Below are 15,358 nucleotides of genomic sequence, written 5' to 3'. Positions count from 1 at the left end.
CCGCGGATGATTCCCTATCATCGGGAGAGGGACTGGGGGCAGGGGAGAGCACATGGACCGCACAGTCGTCGTCGTGGTGGCGACCTACCGACGGCCGGAGTACGTGCGCACGTGCCTCGAGCATCTGAGGCAGCAGACCGTCTCGCCCACGCGGATCGTCGTCGTCGACGCCTCACCCGATGACGAGACGCGCACGGTGGTCCGGGAGTTCCCCGAGGTCGAGTACCGGCGCAACGACATCGGGCTCGGTGCGACCGCCACCTCACGCGCGATCGGCACGCACGACGCGACCGAGGACATCGTCGCCTTCATCGACGACGACGCCTTCGCCGAGCCCGAATGGCTGGAACGGCTGATCGCCGCCTACCGGCCGGACGACGTCGGCGCAGTCGGAGGGCGTGCGCGCAACGGCCGCGAGGGCGAGGAGAACGAGGGACTGGACCGCATCGGCCGGTTCCTGCGCAATGGGCGCCTCACCGGAAACTTCGCAGCGGATCCCGGACACGCGATCGACGCCGACCACCTGCTCGGCGCCAACATGTCCGTGCGCAACTCCGTGCTGCGCTCCCTCGGCGGCATCCGGGACTTCTACCCCGGCACCTGCCTGCGCGAGGAGACGGACATCGCCCTGCGCATCCGCAAGGCCGGCTATCGCATCGTCTACGTGCCCGACGCCGTCGTGCTGCATGTCGCGGGTGATTACTCGAAGGGCACCCGGTTCGATCTGCGGTACCGGTTCTACGGCGCGCGCAATCACATCCTGCTGCTGAGGACCACGCTCGGCTGGGGCGATCCGCACCTGGTGCGGTACCTCGGGTCGGTCGGCGGCAGCACGGCACGCGTCGCCGTCTCGGGACTGACCACCTGGTCGTCCAAGAGCGGCCCGGCGGCTGGACTGCGCGGAGTCGCCGGCGGGGTCATCCGTGCCGGAGCAGATCTGGCCGGCACCGTCGTGGGGCTCGTCGCCGCGATCGCGCCGAGAGACCGCGCCCGCGACGTGCACAGGGCGACCTCATGACCCAGGACGGGGCGATCCGAAAGGCGAAGCGCCTCGCCCGCCGCACTCTCGACCAGGGCAGCCGGATCGCGGGCGGAGCCGTCGACGCGCTGCGCCGTGGTGATCGTGTGCTGCTCGACGCGCCGCCGCACGGCATGCGTCTCGGCAACTTCCTCTATCTCTGGCTGCAGGTGCACCTGCGCAGGGCGGCGGGCGAGAGCATCAGCGTGCGGGAATCGCGCGGCATGGAGCAATGGTGCGACGAGTTCCCGGCGCTGCGCGCTCTCACTGCCGACGCCTCGGAGATCCGGTTCTCGGACCGGCGGGAGTGGGACGGCGCCTGGCTCTACCAGCGTTTCGGCACGGACTTCACACGCGACCAGCTGCAGGTATTCATCGGCGACGTGTTCCGCGAGCGGGTCCCCGCAGGGGACGCGAGGAGGCTGGTCATCAACATCCGTCGCGGCGACTTCTACGGTACGGAGTTCGAGGCGAAGCACGGATTCGACATCGTGCCCTTCGTCGATGCGGCGCTGGACCGATTCCCGGATGCGGAGGGGACTCTTGTCGTCTCGGACGATCCCCATTGGTGCCGCCGGACTCTCGACAGCAGACTGCGCGCGCACGCGGGGACCGTCGACTACGCCGCGCAGGATCCGCTCGACAACCTGCTCGCTCTCGGCTCGGCGAGGCTGCTGATCGGGGCGAACTCCACGTTCTCGTACTGGGGCGCGTACATCGCGGATGCGATGCATCCCGACGCGCGCATCGTGATGCCCCGATTCCACGCGCGGATGCCGCACGGCTCGGATGCGCACCAGCTCGATCCGCGCTGGATCGCCTTGGACGGGTTCGACGGCTTCGACGGGGGAGCGCGATGACACGCATCCATGCCTACGTGCTCATCGCGGATCCGAGCTTCCTGCGCGAGAGCCTGATGGCGTACTACCCGTACGTCGACCGGATCGTGCTCAGCTACGACCGGACCTCGACCTCGTGGACGGGTACCCCGCTGCCCGTGGCGCAGTGCCTGAAGATCGTCGAAGAACTCGACAGCGAGGGGAAGTGCGTCCACGCTCCCGGCGATTTCGCCCGCCTCGACCACTGGGTGTTCGCGAACGAGACGTTCCAACGGCAGGCCGCTCTGGACGCTGCGTCGGAGGGTGCTGATTGGGTGCTGCAGCTCGACACGGACGAGGTGATGGGTGACCCGGACACGTTCTTCGAGATGCTCGGCAGAGCTGATCGGGCGGGCGCGGGAGGCCTCGACTTCCCCGCGCGGTGGCTCTACACGCGTACCGGCCCCGGCCGCTACCTCGAGTCGTCGACCCGGCTCTGGCGACGCGTCGCAGGGTACCCGGGGCCGCTCGCCGTGCGCGCCGGCACCCGGCTGCGGCACGCCCGCCAGGCCGATGTCGATCTGTTCCGCGTCGATCTGCGGGAGCGGAGCACCGACCCGGCGCGGCCGAAGGATGCCCCGGTGGATGCCGTGATCTCGCCCGAACAGGCGGTGCTGCACTTCTCCTGGGTGCGAGATCCCGACACGATCCGCCGCAAGTTCGGATGGTCGGGGCACACCGCCGTGTACAAGCCGCCGAAGATCTATCGCCGCTGGGCCTGGCGCACCAGGCATCCGCTTCTGGCGACGCTCATGACACCGCTGATGCGCGGTCATCAGAACCGGTTCCGTCTGGCGAAGGTGGCGGAGCCGCCTGGAGGTGTGCCACCGGTGCTGGAGTTCGAGGCGATGCCGGAGCGGAACTCCTAGAAGCTCAGTCCAGCGACCCGAGCTCCACGAGTCGCGCGAACTCCGCGTCCTGGTCGCGCACCTCGTCGAAGGTGCCCGCAGCGGCCACCCGTCCCTCGCGCAGGAAGAACAGCCGATCGCTGGCGCGCACGGTCGACAGGCGGTGCGCGACGATGATGATCGTCATCGTGCCCTGCAGACCGCGCAGGGTCTGAGCGATCTCGTGCTCGGTGGCGTTGTCGAGTGCACTCGTCGCCTCGTCGAGCACCAGCACCCTCGGTCGCCGGTAGAGGGCCCGCGCCAGCCCGACGCGCTGGCGCTGGCCGCCGGACAGACGGACGCCCCGATCTCCGACCTTCGTGTCGAGCCCGTCCGGAAGGCCCTCGAGCACGCTGTCGAGCTGTGCCAGGCGGGCGACCTCGCGCACACGTTCGAGGTCGACCCGGTCGGCTCGCTCGCCGAACGCGATGTTCGCGGCGATGGTGTCGCTGGTGAGGAACACCTCCTGCGGCACGACGCCGAGCCCCGCGTGCCAGGCGGCCAGATCGTCGTCGATCAGCCGGCCGCCGCACGAGATCGTGCCCTGCGTCGGCTCGAGCAGGCCGAGCACCAGGTCGAGGATCGTGCTCTTACCGGCACCGCTGCCACCCGTGAAGGCGACCGTGCTGTTCTTGGCGATCGTCAGCGACAGATCCTCGAGCACCGGCGATTCGGCATCCGCGTACTGGAACGACACCCGCTCCAGCTCGATGTCGCCCGAGTACGGGTGGTCGTCTCGCGGATGCTCCTCGTGACGACCGCCCTTCGCGAGCTCGTCCAGCGAGGTGACCATGATCCGCAGCCCCGCCTGACCGGTCCGCATCGTGGCGATGTTGCCGCTGACGCGGTTCATCGTGGGCAGCGCCCGCATGGATGCTGCGGCGAAGAGCCCGAGGATGGGGATGACCATCTCGGTCTGACCGAGCAGGAACATCAGCCCTGCGATTCCGAGGATCGCGAAGATGAAGATGACCTCGAGCAGATAGCGCGGGATGTCGGAGAGGAAGGCCATCTCGCGACTGGCCCGCGCGCCGCGCAGCTTCGCCGACCGGAAGCCGCCGACGAAGAGCTCCCCGCTGGAGGTGAGGCGCGTCTCGCGGAAGCCCTCCATGCCGGGCATCAGCGACTGCCAGGCCTGCAGTCCCGCCTCGGACATCTCCTCGCCGATGCGCAGCTGCTTCGCGCGCAGCACGCGCTGCACGCCGAACACGAGGAAGCCGAACAGTGCTATCGCGAACACCGTCACCAGGATCGGAGACGAGAAGGCCAGCACGAGCGTGATCGCCGCCAGCACGAGCACGTCGGAGCACAGGGTCACCAGCGCGAGCAGCACACTGGAGGCCTGCGCCGTGCTGTCGTTGATGTTGCGGTACAGCTCACTGAGCCTGCGCTGCCGGTGTGCCGAGTACGGCGAGAGCACGTACCGGTTCATCAGCTCGGCGGATGCCAGAGCGCTGATCTTCGTGGTGCGTCCCAACATCCACCAGCGGAAGGCCAGGGATCCGGCGCTCTTCACGATGAACAGTCCCGCGACCAGGGCGGCCACCAGCGGCAGCAGCACGGAGAGCTCCGACGTGCCGGTGACGCCGACGAGCCAGTCCAGGAACGCGCCTTCGGGCGCGCCGTCGGTCGTCGCAAGCTGCATCAGCGGCACCATCGCCGCGACGCCGAGCATGTCGAGACCTGCGAGCACCACCGACGCGATGACGGTCAGCGTCATCCAGCGCCGGGGGCTCGCGCCGGTCACCCGCAGCAGCGTTCCCAGCTGGGGGAGCAGGGCGTCGGGACGGCGGACTCCACCCATCGACGACCTCCCCGTGGCAATTGTCACCCTGGGCTTTCGCGCGGGGCAGTGATTACGGTAGCATCGCACTGCACCTCCGGATGCTCGATGCCGGAGTGCCGCGATACACGCCCTGGGGGGCGCCACGCGTGGGATCGAAAGTTTTCTGGGGAGGCACTCTCATGAGCGAGAGCAATCAGACCGACGGCATCAGCCGCCGCACCGTCACGAAGGCCATGGCCTGGGCGGTTCCCGCCGTCGCCGTCGCCTCCACGATCCCGATGGCCGCGGCCAGCGAGATCATCACCGTCAGCGAGGCGGGCGACGCCTGCAAGCTGCCCGGTGGCTCGTGCAACAACACGACGCCGGGGTGGATCAAGGGCTACCTGCAGCCGCTGATGATCTGCAACAACTCGCAGACCGACGTCATCACCGTCACGATCACCACGCCCGTGACCCTGATCTTCGATGGCGGCGCGCACGAGTTCAACGCGATTCCGAAGAACTTCACCGTGCAGCCCGACACGTGTGAGAAGGTCATCCTCGGCTTCATCGGCGACGATGAGAGCAGCAACGAGTCCATCACGGGTGACGTGCACTGGACCTGGGAGTCCGAGGACGGCACGCAGTCCGGCTCGGGCCAGACTCCGATTCACACGTCGGAGACCCCGCCCTGCAAGAACTGCAACGCCTGACGCACAGCGTTCTGCACGAGAGCCGTCACCTCCGGGTGGCGGCTCTCGTCGTCTCAGCCCTCGAGTAGCGTTCGGACCTGGGCGACCCGGTCGGACCAGTCCGCGGAGAGTGACGACGCTTCGACAGGCTCAGCGACCCATGTCTGGTCGGCGATCGGCGCTTCGACGGGCTCAGCGACCACGGCGCGAACCGCATCCGAGAATGCGCTCCCCTCGGCGACCACCACGCGCGGATCGCCGCTGTCGCGAAACCCGGCCACCGGCGTCGACACCACAGGCCGCCCGACGGCCTGGTACTCGTACAGTTTCAGCGGGTCGAGGCTCTCGGTGAACGCCGTCACCCGGTGCGGCACGAGCAGCACCGCGGCGTGCTGCAGATAGCCCGGCACCGCGTCGCGCGGACGGGCGCCCAGCAGCACCGCCCCGCTCTCGCGCAGCCGTGCGGAGTCCTCGGACGACAGGGCGTTCGGCCCCACCAGCACCAGCCGGCCGCCTGACCCCAGCCCCTGCGCCGTCTGCACGCACAGCTCCACGTCCAGCCGGTCGCGGTGCAGGGTGCCGACGTACAGCGCGTACGGACCGGCAGGAACATCGGCCGGGCGCGGCGTCGGTTCGCGGTACCGCGCCACGTCGACCGCGTTGCGCACCAGCACGATGTCCGCCCGCTGGTCGCGCTTGCGCCGCACCAGCTCGGGCGAGCAGGCGATCACCGTGTCGGCGGTCGCGAGCAGCCAGCGCTCACCGGCATCCAGCCGCTCGCGCTCCGCAACGGGGCGATCGGCGGCGATCCAGTCGTCCGTCATGTCGTAGAAGGTGCGCAGCCCGCTGCCCCGGGCGACCGCAGCCGCACCGGGGTCGTTGATCCACAGCACCGGATCGGTCATACCCAACTGCTGTGCCGCGCGCAGCGCGGCACGCGCCATCCGCTCGTCGGCCCCGGCATCCAGCCGGCGCGGCAGCGCCTTCACCGAGCGGAACGTCCACAGCCGATCCGCGACCTGCCGCAGGCCGTGCCCGAACCGTGGCCGCGACCCGCTGCGCACGGCGTGCAGCGGGTCGTCGGGCGGCTCGACGAACAGCGCCCGAAGGTCGGGATCGGCGTCGAGCAGACCCGACACCAGGTACTGGTTGCGTCGCCACACCTCATCCCACGCCTCCAGCGAGACCACCACGAGATCGGTCATCGCGCGATCGCCTCGAGGTAGACGCGCTCCGTGGCCTCCGCCTGGCCGCGCAGGGCGAAGGCCTTCCGCTGGCGCTCGCGCTGCGCGGCGCCCAGCCCGTCGCGGGCCGCATCGTCATCAGCGAGCCGGCGCAGCAGAGCGGATGCCGCTGTCGCGTCGCCCGGGGGGAACAGGGCGTTCCCCGGCACCGGCGCCAGCATCTCGGCGTGCCCGGCCGCATCGGTCGCGACGACCGGCAGCCCCGCCGACATCGCCTCGAGCACGGTGAGCCCGAAGTGCTCGAACGGCGCGCTGGCGAGCAGCATCCCCGCTCGGCTCATCAGCTCGGGCAGATCGTCGCGGAAGCCGAGCAGACGCACAGATTCCGCCACGCCGAGCTGCGCGGCGAGTTGCTGCAGCCGCTCCCGCTGCGGGCCGCGCCCGGCGATGTCGAGCGTCCATCCGTCGTCCGCGATGCCGGATGCCGCGAACGCACGCACCCCGAGCTCGGAATCCTTCTCGGGCTGCAGCCGCTGCGCCATCAGCACGGACCGGGTGCGCGGCTGCGCCGGCGCGGGCACGTCCGGGACCCCGGGATGGACCACGGTCGACGGCACGCCGATCGTGCCGGCCACCGCATGGCTGATCGAGATCTCGGCGTCCAGCATGCGCTCCACGACCCGATACGGCACCGACGGACCTCGGGTGCCGCGAGGCAGGGCGAAGTGCCGGGTGGAGACGAGGGCGGCCCGGCATCCCGCCGCCTTCGCGGTGACAGCCGCGGCATCGGCCGCCGTCATGTGCGAGTTCACCACGTCGAGATCCAGACCCACCGAGCGGATCGCGCGCACCGCCTCGGGCGTGCTCGTCACCGGCGTGAACCGCACCCTCGCGTCGCGCAGCGGCCCCGCCATGCGCGCCGGATCGCCGCCGGCGACCCACACCTCATGTCCTGCCTCGGCCTGTTCGACCGCGAGGCGTCGCACGAACTGCTCGACACCGGCGAACCGATCCGAGACGACGACGTGCATGATCCGCAGCGGCGTCATCGCGCCGCTCCCGCTCGCTCGGGCGCCAGCTCGGCGAGCAGCGCCAGATAGCGCTCCGCCGTCGCCCGCCACGTCAGGTGCGCCACGCTCGCCCTGCGGTCGGCGTAGCGCGCCGTGACGTCTTCGGCGGCCAGGCGCTCCATCCGGTCGCCGATCATCGCGGCATCCGCGGCGACGAGGTGGCCGTTCTCACCCTCGACGATCACGTCCGGTGCGCACCCCACTCGCGTGGCGATCACCGGCACGCCCGAAGCGAGCGCCTCGGTGATCACCAGCCCGAAGGACTCGTAGTCGCTGGGCAGCACGAACATGTCGGCCGCCGCGAGATAGTCGGGGATGTTCGTCTGGGGGCCGGTGAACAGCACGCGGTCGGCGACTCCCGCCGCCTCGGCGCGGCGGCGCATGCGCTCGACGGCCGATCGGTATCCGCCCACGACCAGCAGCAGCACGGTCGGAGCGTGCACGAGGGCGTCGATCGCCGCGGGCACGCCCTTGCGATCGAGCTCGTGGCCGACGAACAGCGCCACGCGGTGCTCGTCGTCGAGGTTCAGTCGCTCGCGCGCAGCACGGCGCTGCTCGGGCGCCGGAGGTGCGAAGCGTTCCAGGTCGACACCGTGCGGGATGACGGCGACGGGCGGGACGATCCGGCCGTAGGTGCGGTGCAGCGCGTCGACCTCGCCGGGAGTGAGCGCCACGACCGCCCGATGCCGGTGGCTGCGGTAGCGCACCAGGTCACGCAGGTAGGTGAACACATGCAGCGGGTTGCGCAGCATCCGGTACAGCGTGTCGCCGCGTGCCCGCATGGCCGCGGCGACGATGCCGTGGTTGACGTAGAGGTCGCCGGTCATCACCGCGTTGTGGCAGATCGAGACCGCGCGGGGCCGGGTGGCGAGGAACCGCCGCGCCTTGCGTGTGCCCGCGATGCTGAACTCCACCGCGTACCAGACCCGCGACAGCCGGTGTAGGAACAGGCTGCGGAAACGGCGCCGGGCGTGGCCGCGCGCGGAGTCGGCGGTGAAGGTCTCGACCGTGTGACCCAGAGCCCGGAACTCCTCGCCGAGCCTGGCCGCCGATCCGGACACCCCGCCGCCCGACCCGATCACCGGCACGATCTGCACGATGTGCATCAGACTCCCCTCCGGAACCTCTGCTCGACGCGCACCGGCCCCAGCCGGTACAGCGCCGCACGTCGCCGGGCATCCGCCCCGCGCCCGCCCGGGAGCAGGATGCCGCGGACGGTCGCTCCGGCGATCTGCGCCGCCCGAGCGGCCGTCCAGCCCGCCGCGCCGAAGTGCTTGCGGTAGTAGCGCTCCTGGCTCGCGTGGAAGTATGCCTCGCGGCGGCGCGGATCGCTGCTCGTCCCGGCGCCGGTGTGCACGGCCTCGACAGTGGGCACGGCCCGGTGCGTCCAGCCCAACAGGTGCGTGCGGTAGGCCCAGTCGGTCTCCTCGGCGTAGAGGAAGAAGCGCTCGTCGAACCCGCCCACCGCCTCGAGCGCGCCGGCGTTCAGCAGCAGCACCGAGCCGATCACGAACTTCGGACCGCGGATGCCACGGCCCAGCCCCGCCGCTTCGAGCCAGGCGCGCGCGGGGGAGGGGAACACCCATTCCACCCGTGCCGGCCGCCCCTGCTCGTCGACCTGCACCGGCCCGACGCTCGCCGTGCCCGGCCGGGAGTGCAGCGACGCCTGCAGCGCCGCGATGCCGTCCGGATCGATCGCGGCGTCCGGGTTCAGCAGCAGCACGTCCGCGCCCGGCACCAGCCGGTCGGCCAGAGCGAGGTTCACCGCCGAGCCGAAGCCGAGATTCGCGCCGGCATCGAGATACCGCACGCCGAGCCGCTCGCAGATCGCCGCGATCTCGGGCTGAGAGGAGTTGTCGACCACGGTGACCGGCAGGCCGGCGACAGGCGCGAGTGCCCGCTCCAGCAGGTCGGGGGCGCCGTAGGCGACGGTGATGATCTCGACGCTGTCGGGTCCCTGCGCCTGTCGAAGGGTCGTCTCCGTGGGTCCCTGAGCCTGTCGAAGGGCCGGTGCGATGGCGCTGCGGTACATGTCCTCGTAGTCGGCGGCGACGGCGGTCCAGGAACACTCCGCCGCGCGCAGCAGACCCGCGGGGGCGAGCTCATCACGACGGTCGTGCGCCTCGACCAGCGCCCGCGCCAGGGCGGACGCGTCGCCGTGCGGCACGACGAGGCCGGCCCCGCCGACGACGTCGGGCAGGGCGCCGGCATCGCTCGACACGACCGGCACCCCGGCGGCCATCGCCTCGATCGCCACGCGCCCGAACTGCTCCGTCCAGCTGCGGGTCGGCACCGACGGCACGGCCAGCACGTCGACGCTCGCATAGAACTCCGGCACATCCTCGGGAGGGAGCGCACCGAGGAAGGTCACCCGATCGCGGATGCCGCGGGTCGCGGCATCCGCCTCGATCCGGTCCGCGAGCGGTCCCGAGCCCGCGATGCGGGCATGCAGCCGCGGCTCGAGCGCGAGCGCATCGAGCAGCACGCCGACGCCCTTCTCGGGCACGAGGCGGCCGAGGAGGCCGACGGTGACGCGCCCTTCGTCTCGCTCCTTCGTCGCTCGCTCAGGGGCCGGGGAGGGGAGGCCGGCGGGGGTGTCGACGCCGAGCGGGATCACGCGCGCACGGCCAGGGAAGCCCTTGCCTTCGGCGATCGCCGCCGCCTCGCGATTGCAGGCCGAGATGCCGGATGCCGCGCGCAGCGCGCGGCGCTCCAGCCATCCGAACGGGAACGGATACCTCTTGCGCAGGTTCTGCGCGGTGTACAGCGCGAAGGGCGCGCGATTGCGGCGCAGCGCTCGCAGCAGCAGCACCTCCGCGGTGCTCAGCGCGAACGGCTCCTCGTGGATGTCGATGACGTCCCACCGCTCGCCGAGCAGCCGCCACAGCGGGCGCGGGTCGTAGACGAACAGGGCGGGGTGAAGGCCGAACGTGCGCACGCCGACCACCGGGAACTCCTGCGCTGCATCCTGCTCCAGCTCGACGGGCACACCGCCCGCGTGCCAGCGGGATGCGGTCGCGAGAGCCACGTCGGCACCGGCCAGACGCAGTGCCCGCTCGCGCCCGCGCCAGGCGGCCACGGTCGCACTGTGCGAAATTCTCAACACTCGCACCGGTACTCCTTGTAAGCTGTCAGGGCAACGATATCCTGCGGGGCCCATCCGAACCGCGCAGGGTTGCACTGGGGACTGCGCGTGGGGCGCAGTCAGTTGCACTGGGGACTGCGCTGGGGCGCAGTGGGTTTGGGGAACGCCATGTTTGTTGGCTCTGCTGCTCTGGGGAGCGTTCGAACGCGCCTGAACGTGGTCCATCTGGATCACACGACGGCTCGCGGCGGCGCCGAGATGGCGCTGGTCCGTCTGCTGCGCGCAGACCGCCCGTGGAACGCGGTGGTGCTGCATCCGGCGGCAGAAGACGAGGACGTGTTCGCGCACCTTCCCGAGGACGTGCCCCGGCACATCAGCGGCGTCCGCCAGGAGGCGGGGGCCAGTACCAGCTCCCGCATCGGCGCGCTGCGCATCGGGGCGCAGCTGCTGAAGCAGGCGGCGCTGACCAAGGCCCACCCCGCCGTGCGACGCAGCGACCTCGTCGTGGCCAACAGCACCCGCGCCGCCGCCTACGGGGCGATCGCCCTGCGCGGATCGTCGAAGCCGTTCGTGGTGCACCTCCGCGACATCGTGAGCGTCGAGAGCCTGGGGCGCTTCGGCCACCGCATGATGACCCAGGTCATCCTGCCGCGGGCCGACGGAGTGGTCGCGAACTCGAACGCCACTCTCGCCAGCGCGGAGCCCTTCCTCGGGCCGCATGCCGTGCGCGCCGTCGTGCCGAGCGCCTCGGGCCTGCGCGTCTCCGGCCGGCGGCGCACCCGTCCCGCCGGGCCGCTGCGCTTCGGGATCCTGGCGCGGATCGACCCGTGGAAGGGGCAGCTGATGCTGCTCGACGCGTTCGCACAGGCCTTCCCCTCTGGCGAGGAGCACCTCGACATCGCCGGCGGGGCGCCGTTCCGCCACGACGACCACATCGATGAGCTGCGCGCCAGGGCCGTCGAGCTCGGCATCTCCGACCGGGTGCGCCTGCTCGGACAGGTAGACGACGTGCAGGGTGTGCTGGACGGCTGGGACGTGGGCATCCAGGCATCGCTGCGCCCCGAGCCGATGGGGCAGAACGTGCTGCAGTACCTGTCGTCGGGACTGGTCACGATCGTCGCCGGCGAAGGCGGACCCGTCGAATGGGTCACCGACGGCGTGAACGGCGTCGTCGTCCCCCCGCGCGACGTCGACGCGCTGGCCACGGCGCTGCGGACGGTCGCCGCCGATCCTCAGCTGCGCCGGCGCCTGAGCGCCGAGGCGTCACTCACGCCGGGACTGCTCGACGACGACAAGGTCGCGAGGCTGCACGCGCAGGTCTACGAGGCCGTCGCGCGCGGCACCGGGCTGCAGCACGACCGGGTGCGAGAGCCCGCTCAGGATCTTCTGGCGTGATCTAGGCTGGCGCTGTGACAGACGCGGCCGCACCTCGCATCCCGCGGCACGCGCAGTTCGCACTGGCTCGCGCCGCCGTCCAGGTGCTCGCCGATCGCCTCGGCGTGCGGGTGCTGCACATCAAGGGCGACGCGGTCGACCCGGCACTGCGCGCCGATCCCCGGCCGGGGTCGGACATCGACGTGCTCGCCGACCCGCGCGGCATCCCGCTGCTGCACGCCGTGCTGCTTCGGCACGGCTGGGCCGTGTACAGCTCGTTCCGCTTCGGCTCGGCCTTCGAGCATGCGCAGACCTACCAGCACGAGCAGTGGGGCTTCCTCGACCTGCACCGGCGCTTTCCCGGCATCCGGCTCGACGATCAGGCCGCCTTCGACCTGCTCTGGAACGACCGCACGGCACGTTGGACCGCCGGCATCCGCTTCGACGCTCCGAGTGTCGATGCGCAGGCGGTGCTGATGGTGCTCAACGCTGCGCGTGCCGGCGATGTGCCGGCGTTCTGGACTCGACTCGACGACGCCACGCTGCGACGCTGCGGCGCGCTGATCGACCGGCTCGACGCTCGCGTCGCCTTCGCCGCGGCCACCGGCGACCTGGCCGCCTACCGGCGGCGCCGGGAGTACCTGCTGTGGCGTGTGACCACCCGCGGCGGGCCGCGGATCGCCGAGTGGTGGGGGCGCGTGATCGCCCAGCCGACGACCGCCGGATCGCTGCGCGTGATCATCGGCGCTCCGGCTGTGAACACCGACCTGCTCGCGCACCGCCTCGGACGTCCACCCACGCGCCCGGAGGTCGTGGGCGAGTTCTTCTCGCGCGGGCTGCGCGGCGTCGGCGAGGCCGTCTCGATCATCCGGGGAGGACGCCGATGACCCGCCTGCACCTTGCGCCCGACACCGGGGCGGTCGAGCAGGACGGCATCGTGTACGTCGCCGCGCTTCCCGACGGCCCGATCCTCGTGCTCGACGAGGTGCCCGCGGCCATCTGGGCCACGGCCCAGGAGATGCCCGCGGAAGAGGTCGCACGGCACCTCGCCGACCTCACCGGCGAGGACCTGTCGGCTGTGCAGCCGGGCGTCACCGCGTTCCTCGACGACCTGGTCCGCCGCGGCCTTCTCGTCCCCGACGGCCAATAGCATGGAAGCGTGACCTCTGCGCTCCTTCTCGCCCCCGCACTCATCCTCGGCGGCGTCCTGATCGCGAGCGGCGTCCTCAAGCTGCGCACCCCGGGCGGGCTCGACGAATTCGACCGCCTCGGCGTGCCGAAGGCGCTCCGGCGCGAGTGGATCGCCCGGCTGCACCCCTGGGGAGAGCTGCTGCTCGGCATCCTGCTGCTCGTGCTCGGCGGGGTGCTCGGGCTGCTCGCCGCGCTCGCCGCGGTCGTGCTGCTCGGCGCGTACCTCGTGCTGGTCGCCCGCGCCCTGCGCACCGCGCCGGATGCCTCCTGCGCGTGTTTCGGCACCACCAAGCGCATCACCGCCGTGACCGTCGTGCGCAACGCCTGGCTGACCGCACTCGCGCTGTTCGCCGCCGCGACATCGTGGACGCTGCCGCTGCTGGGCGGTCCGCTCGCAGCGCTCGGCGTCGCGGGCTGGGGCTGGGTGATCGCGCTGGCCGCGACCGCGGTCACGGTCGCGCTGATCATGTGGCCGGAGGGCGAACCGGATGCCGCACCGCAGACCGCGGTGGAGCCCGTCGTGCAGGGCGAGGAGGAGGCCGACTACCTGCGCTCGATCACGCCGGCGCTGCCGCTGACTCTCGCCGACGGGTCGTCCAGGACTCTGCGCGAGCTCAGCTCGCGGCGGGCGCTGCTGGTGCTCGCCGTCAGCCCCACCTGCGGCTCGTGCGAGCAGGTGATCGCCAGTCGCGCGCGGTGGCGTGAACTGCTGCCCGAGCTCGACATCCGGATGCTGTTCACGACGTCACCCGAGAACAGCACGCTGCTCGAGACCGAGCATCCGGCTTCGCTGCACGACCCCGACCGGCACGTCGCGCCCTCCCTTGGCTACCGCAGTACGCCGTCGGCGGTGCTGCTCGGTGCCGACGGGATGCTCGCGGGCGGCCCGGTCACCGGTTCCAAGGAGATCGCGGAGTTCATCGACGACGTCTACGAGAGCCTGCACGGGGAGCGTCCGCCGGCGTGATGCGACGCTTCGACAGGCTCAGCGACCCAGCTTCTTGGGTCCCTGAGCTTGTCGAAGGGCAGCGACCCAGCTTCTTGGGTCCCTGAGCTTGTCGAAGGGTCGGGCGTGAGCCGGCTCAGGAGGGCAGCCACTCCCTGATCCGGCGATCGAACACCGTCGCGTCGAACTCCCTGGCGCGGGCGACCACCGCCCGCGGATCGAGCTCCCGCACTCTCTGCACCGCCTCGCGCACGGCGTCGGCGTCGAACTCGGACAGCAGAGCTCCGGACACCCCGTCGAGCACCGTCTCGGCCGTGCCCCCGACGTCGCGAGCGATCACCGGCGTGCCTGTGGCCATCGCCTCGACCGGCATGATGCCGAAGTCCTCCACAGCGGGGAAGACGAACGCCGCGCTGCGCCGGAACAGGGCGACCAGCAGCGGATGCGACGGGCGGGGCACGAAGTGCGTCTCCACGCCGAGCTCGGCGGCGAGGCGCCCGAGCGCCTCGCGCTCCGGGCCGTCCCCGGCCAGCACCACGGGAAGTCCGGCGGCGAGCCCCGCACGGATCACCAGGTCGAGGCGCTTGTAGGAGACGAAGCGCGACGCGCCGAGCAGGAACTCCGAGGGCAGCGCCGCCAGCACCGCGGCATCCTGCTCCGACAGCTCGTACTCGCCGGTGAACGCGTCCACGTCGACCGGAGGGTGGATCACCCCGGCATCCACACCCCAGTGCCGGCGGATGCGATCGCGCACCGCCGCGCTGTTGCCGACGACCGAGTGCGCCTCAGCGGCGCGCCGCCGGTCGATCGCGCGCAGCGGGGGAGAGGCGAGCCGCACCGGCAGCGAACGACCCCGCTCGTCCAGCTCAGGGCTCCACACGTAGCGGGCGGGCGTGTGCACGTAGACGAACTTCGGCGCCTGACGTGCGGGACCCGAGAACCGGGCGTGATGCGCGAACAGGTGCGAGCTGCACAGGATCCACTCCGCCTCGCTGCGGCCGAGGTGCCGCCAGGTGGCGGGCTCCAGGGGCAGGGCGAGAGCCTTGCGGCGGCGCAGCGGCGTGCGCGCCAGCCAGGTCTCGCCCACGCCGGGGAAGCGCTCCGGCGCATCGTTCCAGAGAGCGTGCACCGCCGCATCCGGGTACAGCGCGGTCAGGCGCTCGACGACGTTCTCCGCACCGCCGTAGCGCTCGAGCCACTCGTGCACGATCACTCCGGTCATCGGCGCGATCTCCTTCCGGGGATGCACCGATCGGCGGCGCACTTCA

14 protein-coding genes are annotated in these 15,358 nt (G+C 71.4%); 8 read left to right on the top strand and 6 right to left on the bottom strand.

Translation table 11 applies throughout. From position 1 onward, the window contains the following. Nucleotides 1-52: 52 nt before the first annotated feature. Genes DY023_RS01835 through DY023_RS01825 form a run of 3 tightly spaced genes read left to right on the top strand, consistent with a single transcriptional unit; the run spans nucleotide 53 to nucleotide 2,765 of the window. Nucleotides 53-1,018, top strand: a complete 966-nt coding sequence (locus tag DY023_RS01835) for a glycosyltransferase family 2 protein (RefSeq protein WP_116240641.1) — start codon at nucleotides 53-55, stop codon at nucleotides 1,016-1,018. Beyond that, entirely contained in the window at nucleotides 1,015-1,878 is an 864-nt protein-coding gene (locus DY023_RS01830; RefSeq protein ID WP_116240640.1) for an alpha-1,2-fucosyltransferase, read from the top strand. The genes DY023_RS01835 and DY023_RS01830 overlap by 4 nt, the downstream gene beginning before the upstream one ends. Then, on the top strand, nucleotides 1,875-2,765 hold the full coding sequence (locus DY023_RS01825) for a glycosyltransferase family protein (RefSeq protein ID WP_116240639.1): 891 nt from the start codon (nucleotides 1,875-1,877) through the stop codon (nucleotides 2,763-2,765). The genes DY023_RS01830 and DY023_RS01825 overlap by 4 nt, the downstream gene beginning before the upstream one ends. A 4-nt stretch (nucleotides 2,766-2,769) precedes the next feature. On the opposite strand, the gene DY023_RS01820 is transcribed toward DY023_RS01825, so the two are convergent. Further along, entirely contained in the window at nucleotides 2,770-4,587 is a 1,818-nt protein-coding gene (locus DY023_RS01820; RefSeq protein ID WP_116240638.1) for an ABC transporter ATP-binding protein, read from the bottom strand. A gap of 161 nt (nucleotides 4,588-4,748) precedes the next feature. On the opposite strand from DY023_RS01820, the gene DY023_RS01815 reads away from it, so the two are divergent. Beyond that, on the top strand, nucleotides 4,749-5,261 hold the full coding sequence (locus tag DY023_RS01815) for a hypothetical protein (RefSeq protein WP_116240637.1): 513 nt from the start codon (nucleotides 4,749-4,751) through the stop codon (nucleotides 5,259-5,261). A gap of 53 nt (nucleotides 5,262-5,314) precedes the next feature. On the opposite strand, the gene DY023_RS01810 is transcribed toward DY023_RS01815, so the two are convergent. From DY023_RS01810 to DY023_RS01795, 4 genes are read right to left on the bottom strand one after another with little or no spacing between them, the layout of a single operon-like run. Next, on the bottom strand, nucleotides 5,315-6,445 hold the full coding sequence (locus tag DY023_RS01810; RefSeq protein ID WP_116240636.1) for a glycosyltransferase: 1,131 nt from the start codon (nucleotides 6,443-6,445) through the stop codon (nucleotides 5,315-5,317). Next, nucleotides 6,442-7,473, bottom strand: a complete 1,032-nt coding sequence (locus DY023_RS01805) for a glycosyltransferase family 4 protein (protein ID WP_116240635.1) — start codon at nucleotides 7,471-7,473, stop codon at nucleotides 6,442-6,444. Before DY023_RS01805 ends, DY023_RS01810 begins: the two co-directional genes overlap by 4 nt. Beyond that, nucleotides 7,470-8,600: a glycosyltransferase gene (locus tag DY023_RS01800; RefSeq protein WP_116240634.1), complete on the bottom strand. Its 1,131-nt coding sequence runs from the start codon at nucleotides 8,598-8,600 to the stop codon at nucleotides 7,470-7,472. The genes DY023_RS01805 and DY023_RS01800 overlap by 4 nt, the downstream gene beginning before the upstream one ends. Then, nucleotides 8,600-10,573, bottom strand: coding sequence for a glycosyltransferase (locus DY023_RS01795; protein WP_245958539.1), 1,974 nt, complete (start codon nucleotides 10,571-10,573; stop codon nucleotides 8,600-8,602). Before DY023_RS01795 ends, DY023_RS01800 begins: the two co-directional genes overlap by 1 nt. Before the next feature lie 222 nt (nucleotides 10,574-10,795). Here DY023_RS01795 and DY023_RS01790 point away from each other — a divergent pair, with 222 nt between their 5' ends. Genes DY023_RS01790 through DY023_RS01775 form a run of 4 tightly spaced genes read left to right on the top strand, consistent with a single transcriptional unit; the run spans nucleotide 10,796 to nucleotide 14,111 of the window. Then, nucleotides 10,796-11,974 carry a glycosyltransferase family 4 protein gene (locus tag DY023_RS01790; protein WP_181905679.1) on the top strand — a complete coding sequence of 393 codons (1,179 nt, stop codon included), beginning with the start codon at nucleotides 10,796-10,798 and terminating at the stop codon, nucleotides 11,972-11,974. 14 nt (nucleotides 11,975-11,988) lie between these two features. After that, nucleotides 11,989-12,840 carry a nucleotidyltransferase family protein gene (locus tag DY023_RS01785; protein WP_116240631.1) on the top strand — a complete coding sequence of 284 codons (852 nt, stop codon included), beginning with the start codon at nucleotides 11,989-11,991 and terminating at the stop codon, nucleotides 12,838-12,840. Beyond that, nucleotides 12,837-13,103, top strand: coding sequence for a PqqD family peptide modification chaperone (locus DY023_RS01780; RefSeq protein WP_116240630.1), 267 nt, complete (start codon nucleotides 12,837-12,839; stop codon nucleotides 13,101-13,103). Before DY023_RS01785 ends, DY023_RS01780 begins: the two co-directional genes overlap by 4 nt. Before the next feature lie 9 nt (nucleotides 13,104-13,112). Then, nucleotides 13,113-14,111 (top strand): TlpA family protein disulfide reductase, encoded by a 999-nt coding sequence (locus DY023_RS01775; protein WP_116240629.1) that lies wholly within the window; start codon nucleotides 13,113-13,115, stop codon nucleotides 14,109-14,111. Between the two features lie 115 nt (nucleotides 14,112-14,226). Here the strand turns inward: DY023_RS01775 and DY023_RS01770 are convergent, their stop codons facing one another. Further along, nucleotides 14,227-15,312, bottom strand: a complete 1,086-nt coding sequence (locus tag DY023_RS01770) for a glycosyltransferase (protein WP_116240698.1) — start codon at nucleotides 15,310-15,312, stop codon at nucleotides 14,227-14,229. Nucleotides 15,313-15,358: the final 46 nt, after the last annotated feature.

Source organism: Microbacterium bovistercoris (assembly GCF_003387575.1).
In the GTDB taxonomy this organism is placed as follows: domain Bacteria; phylum Actinomycetota; class Actinomycetes; order Actinomycetales; family Microbacteriaceae; genus Microbacterium; species Microbacterium bovistercoris.
This window is presented reverse-complemented; position numbering and strand designations above follow the sequence as displayed.

Excerpts from the sequence above, each read along its gene's own strand:
- DY023_RS01835 (WP_116240641.1), top strand. The coding sequence starts at position 53 with ATGGACCGCACAGTCGTCGTCGTGGTGGCGACCTACCGACGGCCGGAG.
- DY023_RS01830 (WP_116240640.1), top strand. The coding sequence starts at position 1,015 with ATGACCCAGGACGGGGCGATCCGAAAGGCGAAGCGCCTCGCCCGCCGC.
- DY023_RS01825 (WP_116240639.1), top strand. The coding sequence starts at position 1,875 with ATGACACGCATCCATGCCTACGTGCTCATCGCGGATCCGAGCTTCCTG.
- DY023_RS01820 (WP_116240638.1), bottom strand. The coding sequence starts at position 4,587 with ATGGGTGGAGTCCGCCGTCCCGACGCCCTGCTCCCCCAGCTGGGAACG.
- DY023_RS01815 (WP_116240637.1), top strand. The coding sequence starts at position 4,749 with ATGAGCGAGAGCAATCAGACCGACGGCATCAGCCGCCGCACCGTCACG.
- DY023_RS01810 (WP_116240636.1), bottom strand. The coding sequence starts at position 6,445 with ATGACCGATCTCGTGGTGGTCTCGCTGGAGGCGTGGGATGAGGTGTGG.
- DY023_RS01805 (WP_116240635.1), bottom strand. The coding sequence starts at position 7,473 with ATGACGCCGCTGCGGATCATGCACGTCGTCGTCTCGGATCGGTTCGCC.
- DY023_RS01800 (WP_116240634.1), bottom strand. The coding sequence starts at position 8,600 with ATGCACATCGTGCAGATCGTGCCGGTGATCGGGTCGGGCGGCGGGGTG.
- DY023_RS01780 (WP_116240630.1), top strand. The coding sequence starts at position 12,837 with ATGACCCGCCTGCACCTTGCGCCCGACACCGGGGCGGTCGAGCAGGAC.
- DY023_RS01770 (WP_116240698.1), bottom strand. The coding sequence starts at position 15,312 with ATGACCGGAGTGATCGTGCACGAGTGGCTCGAGCGCTACGGCGGTGCG.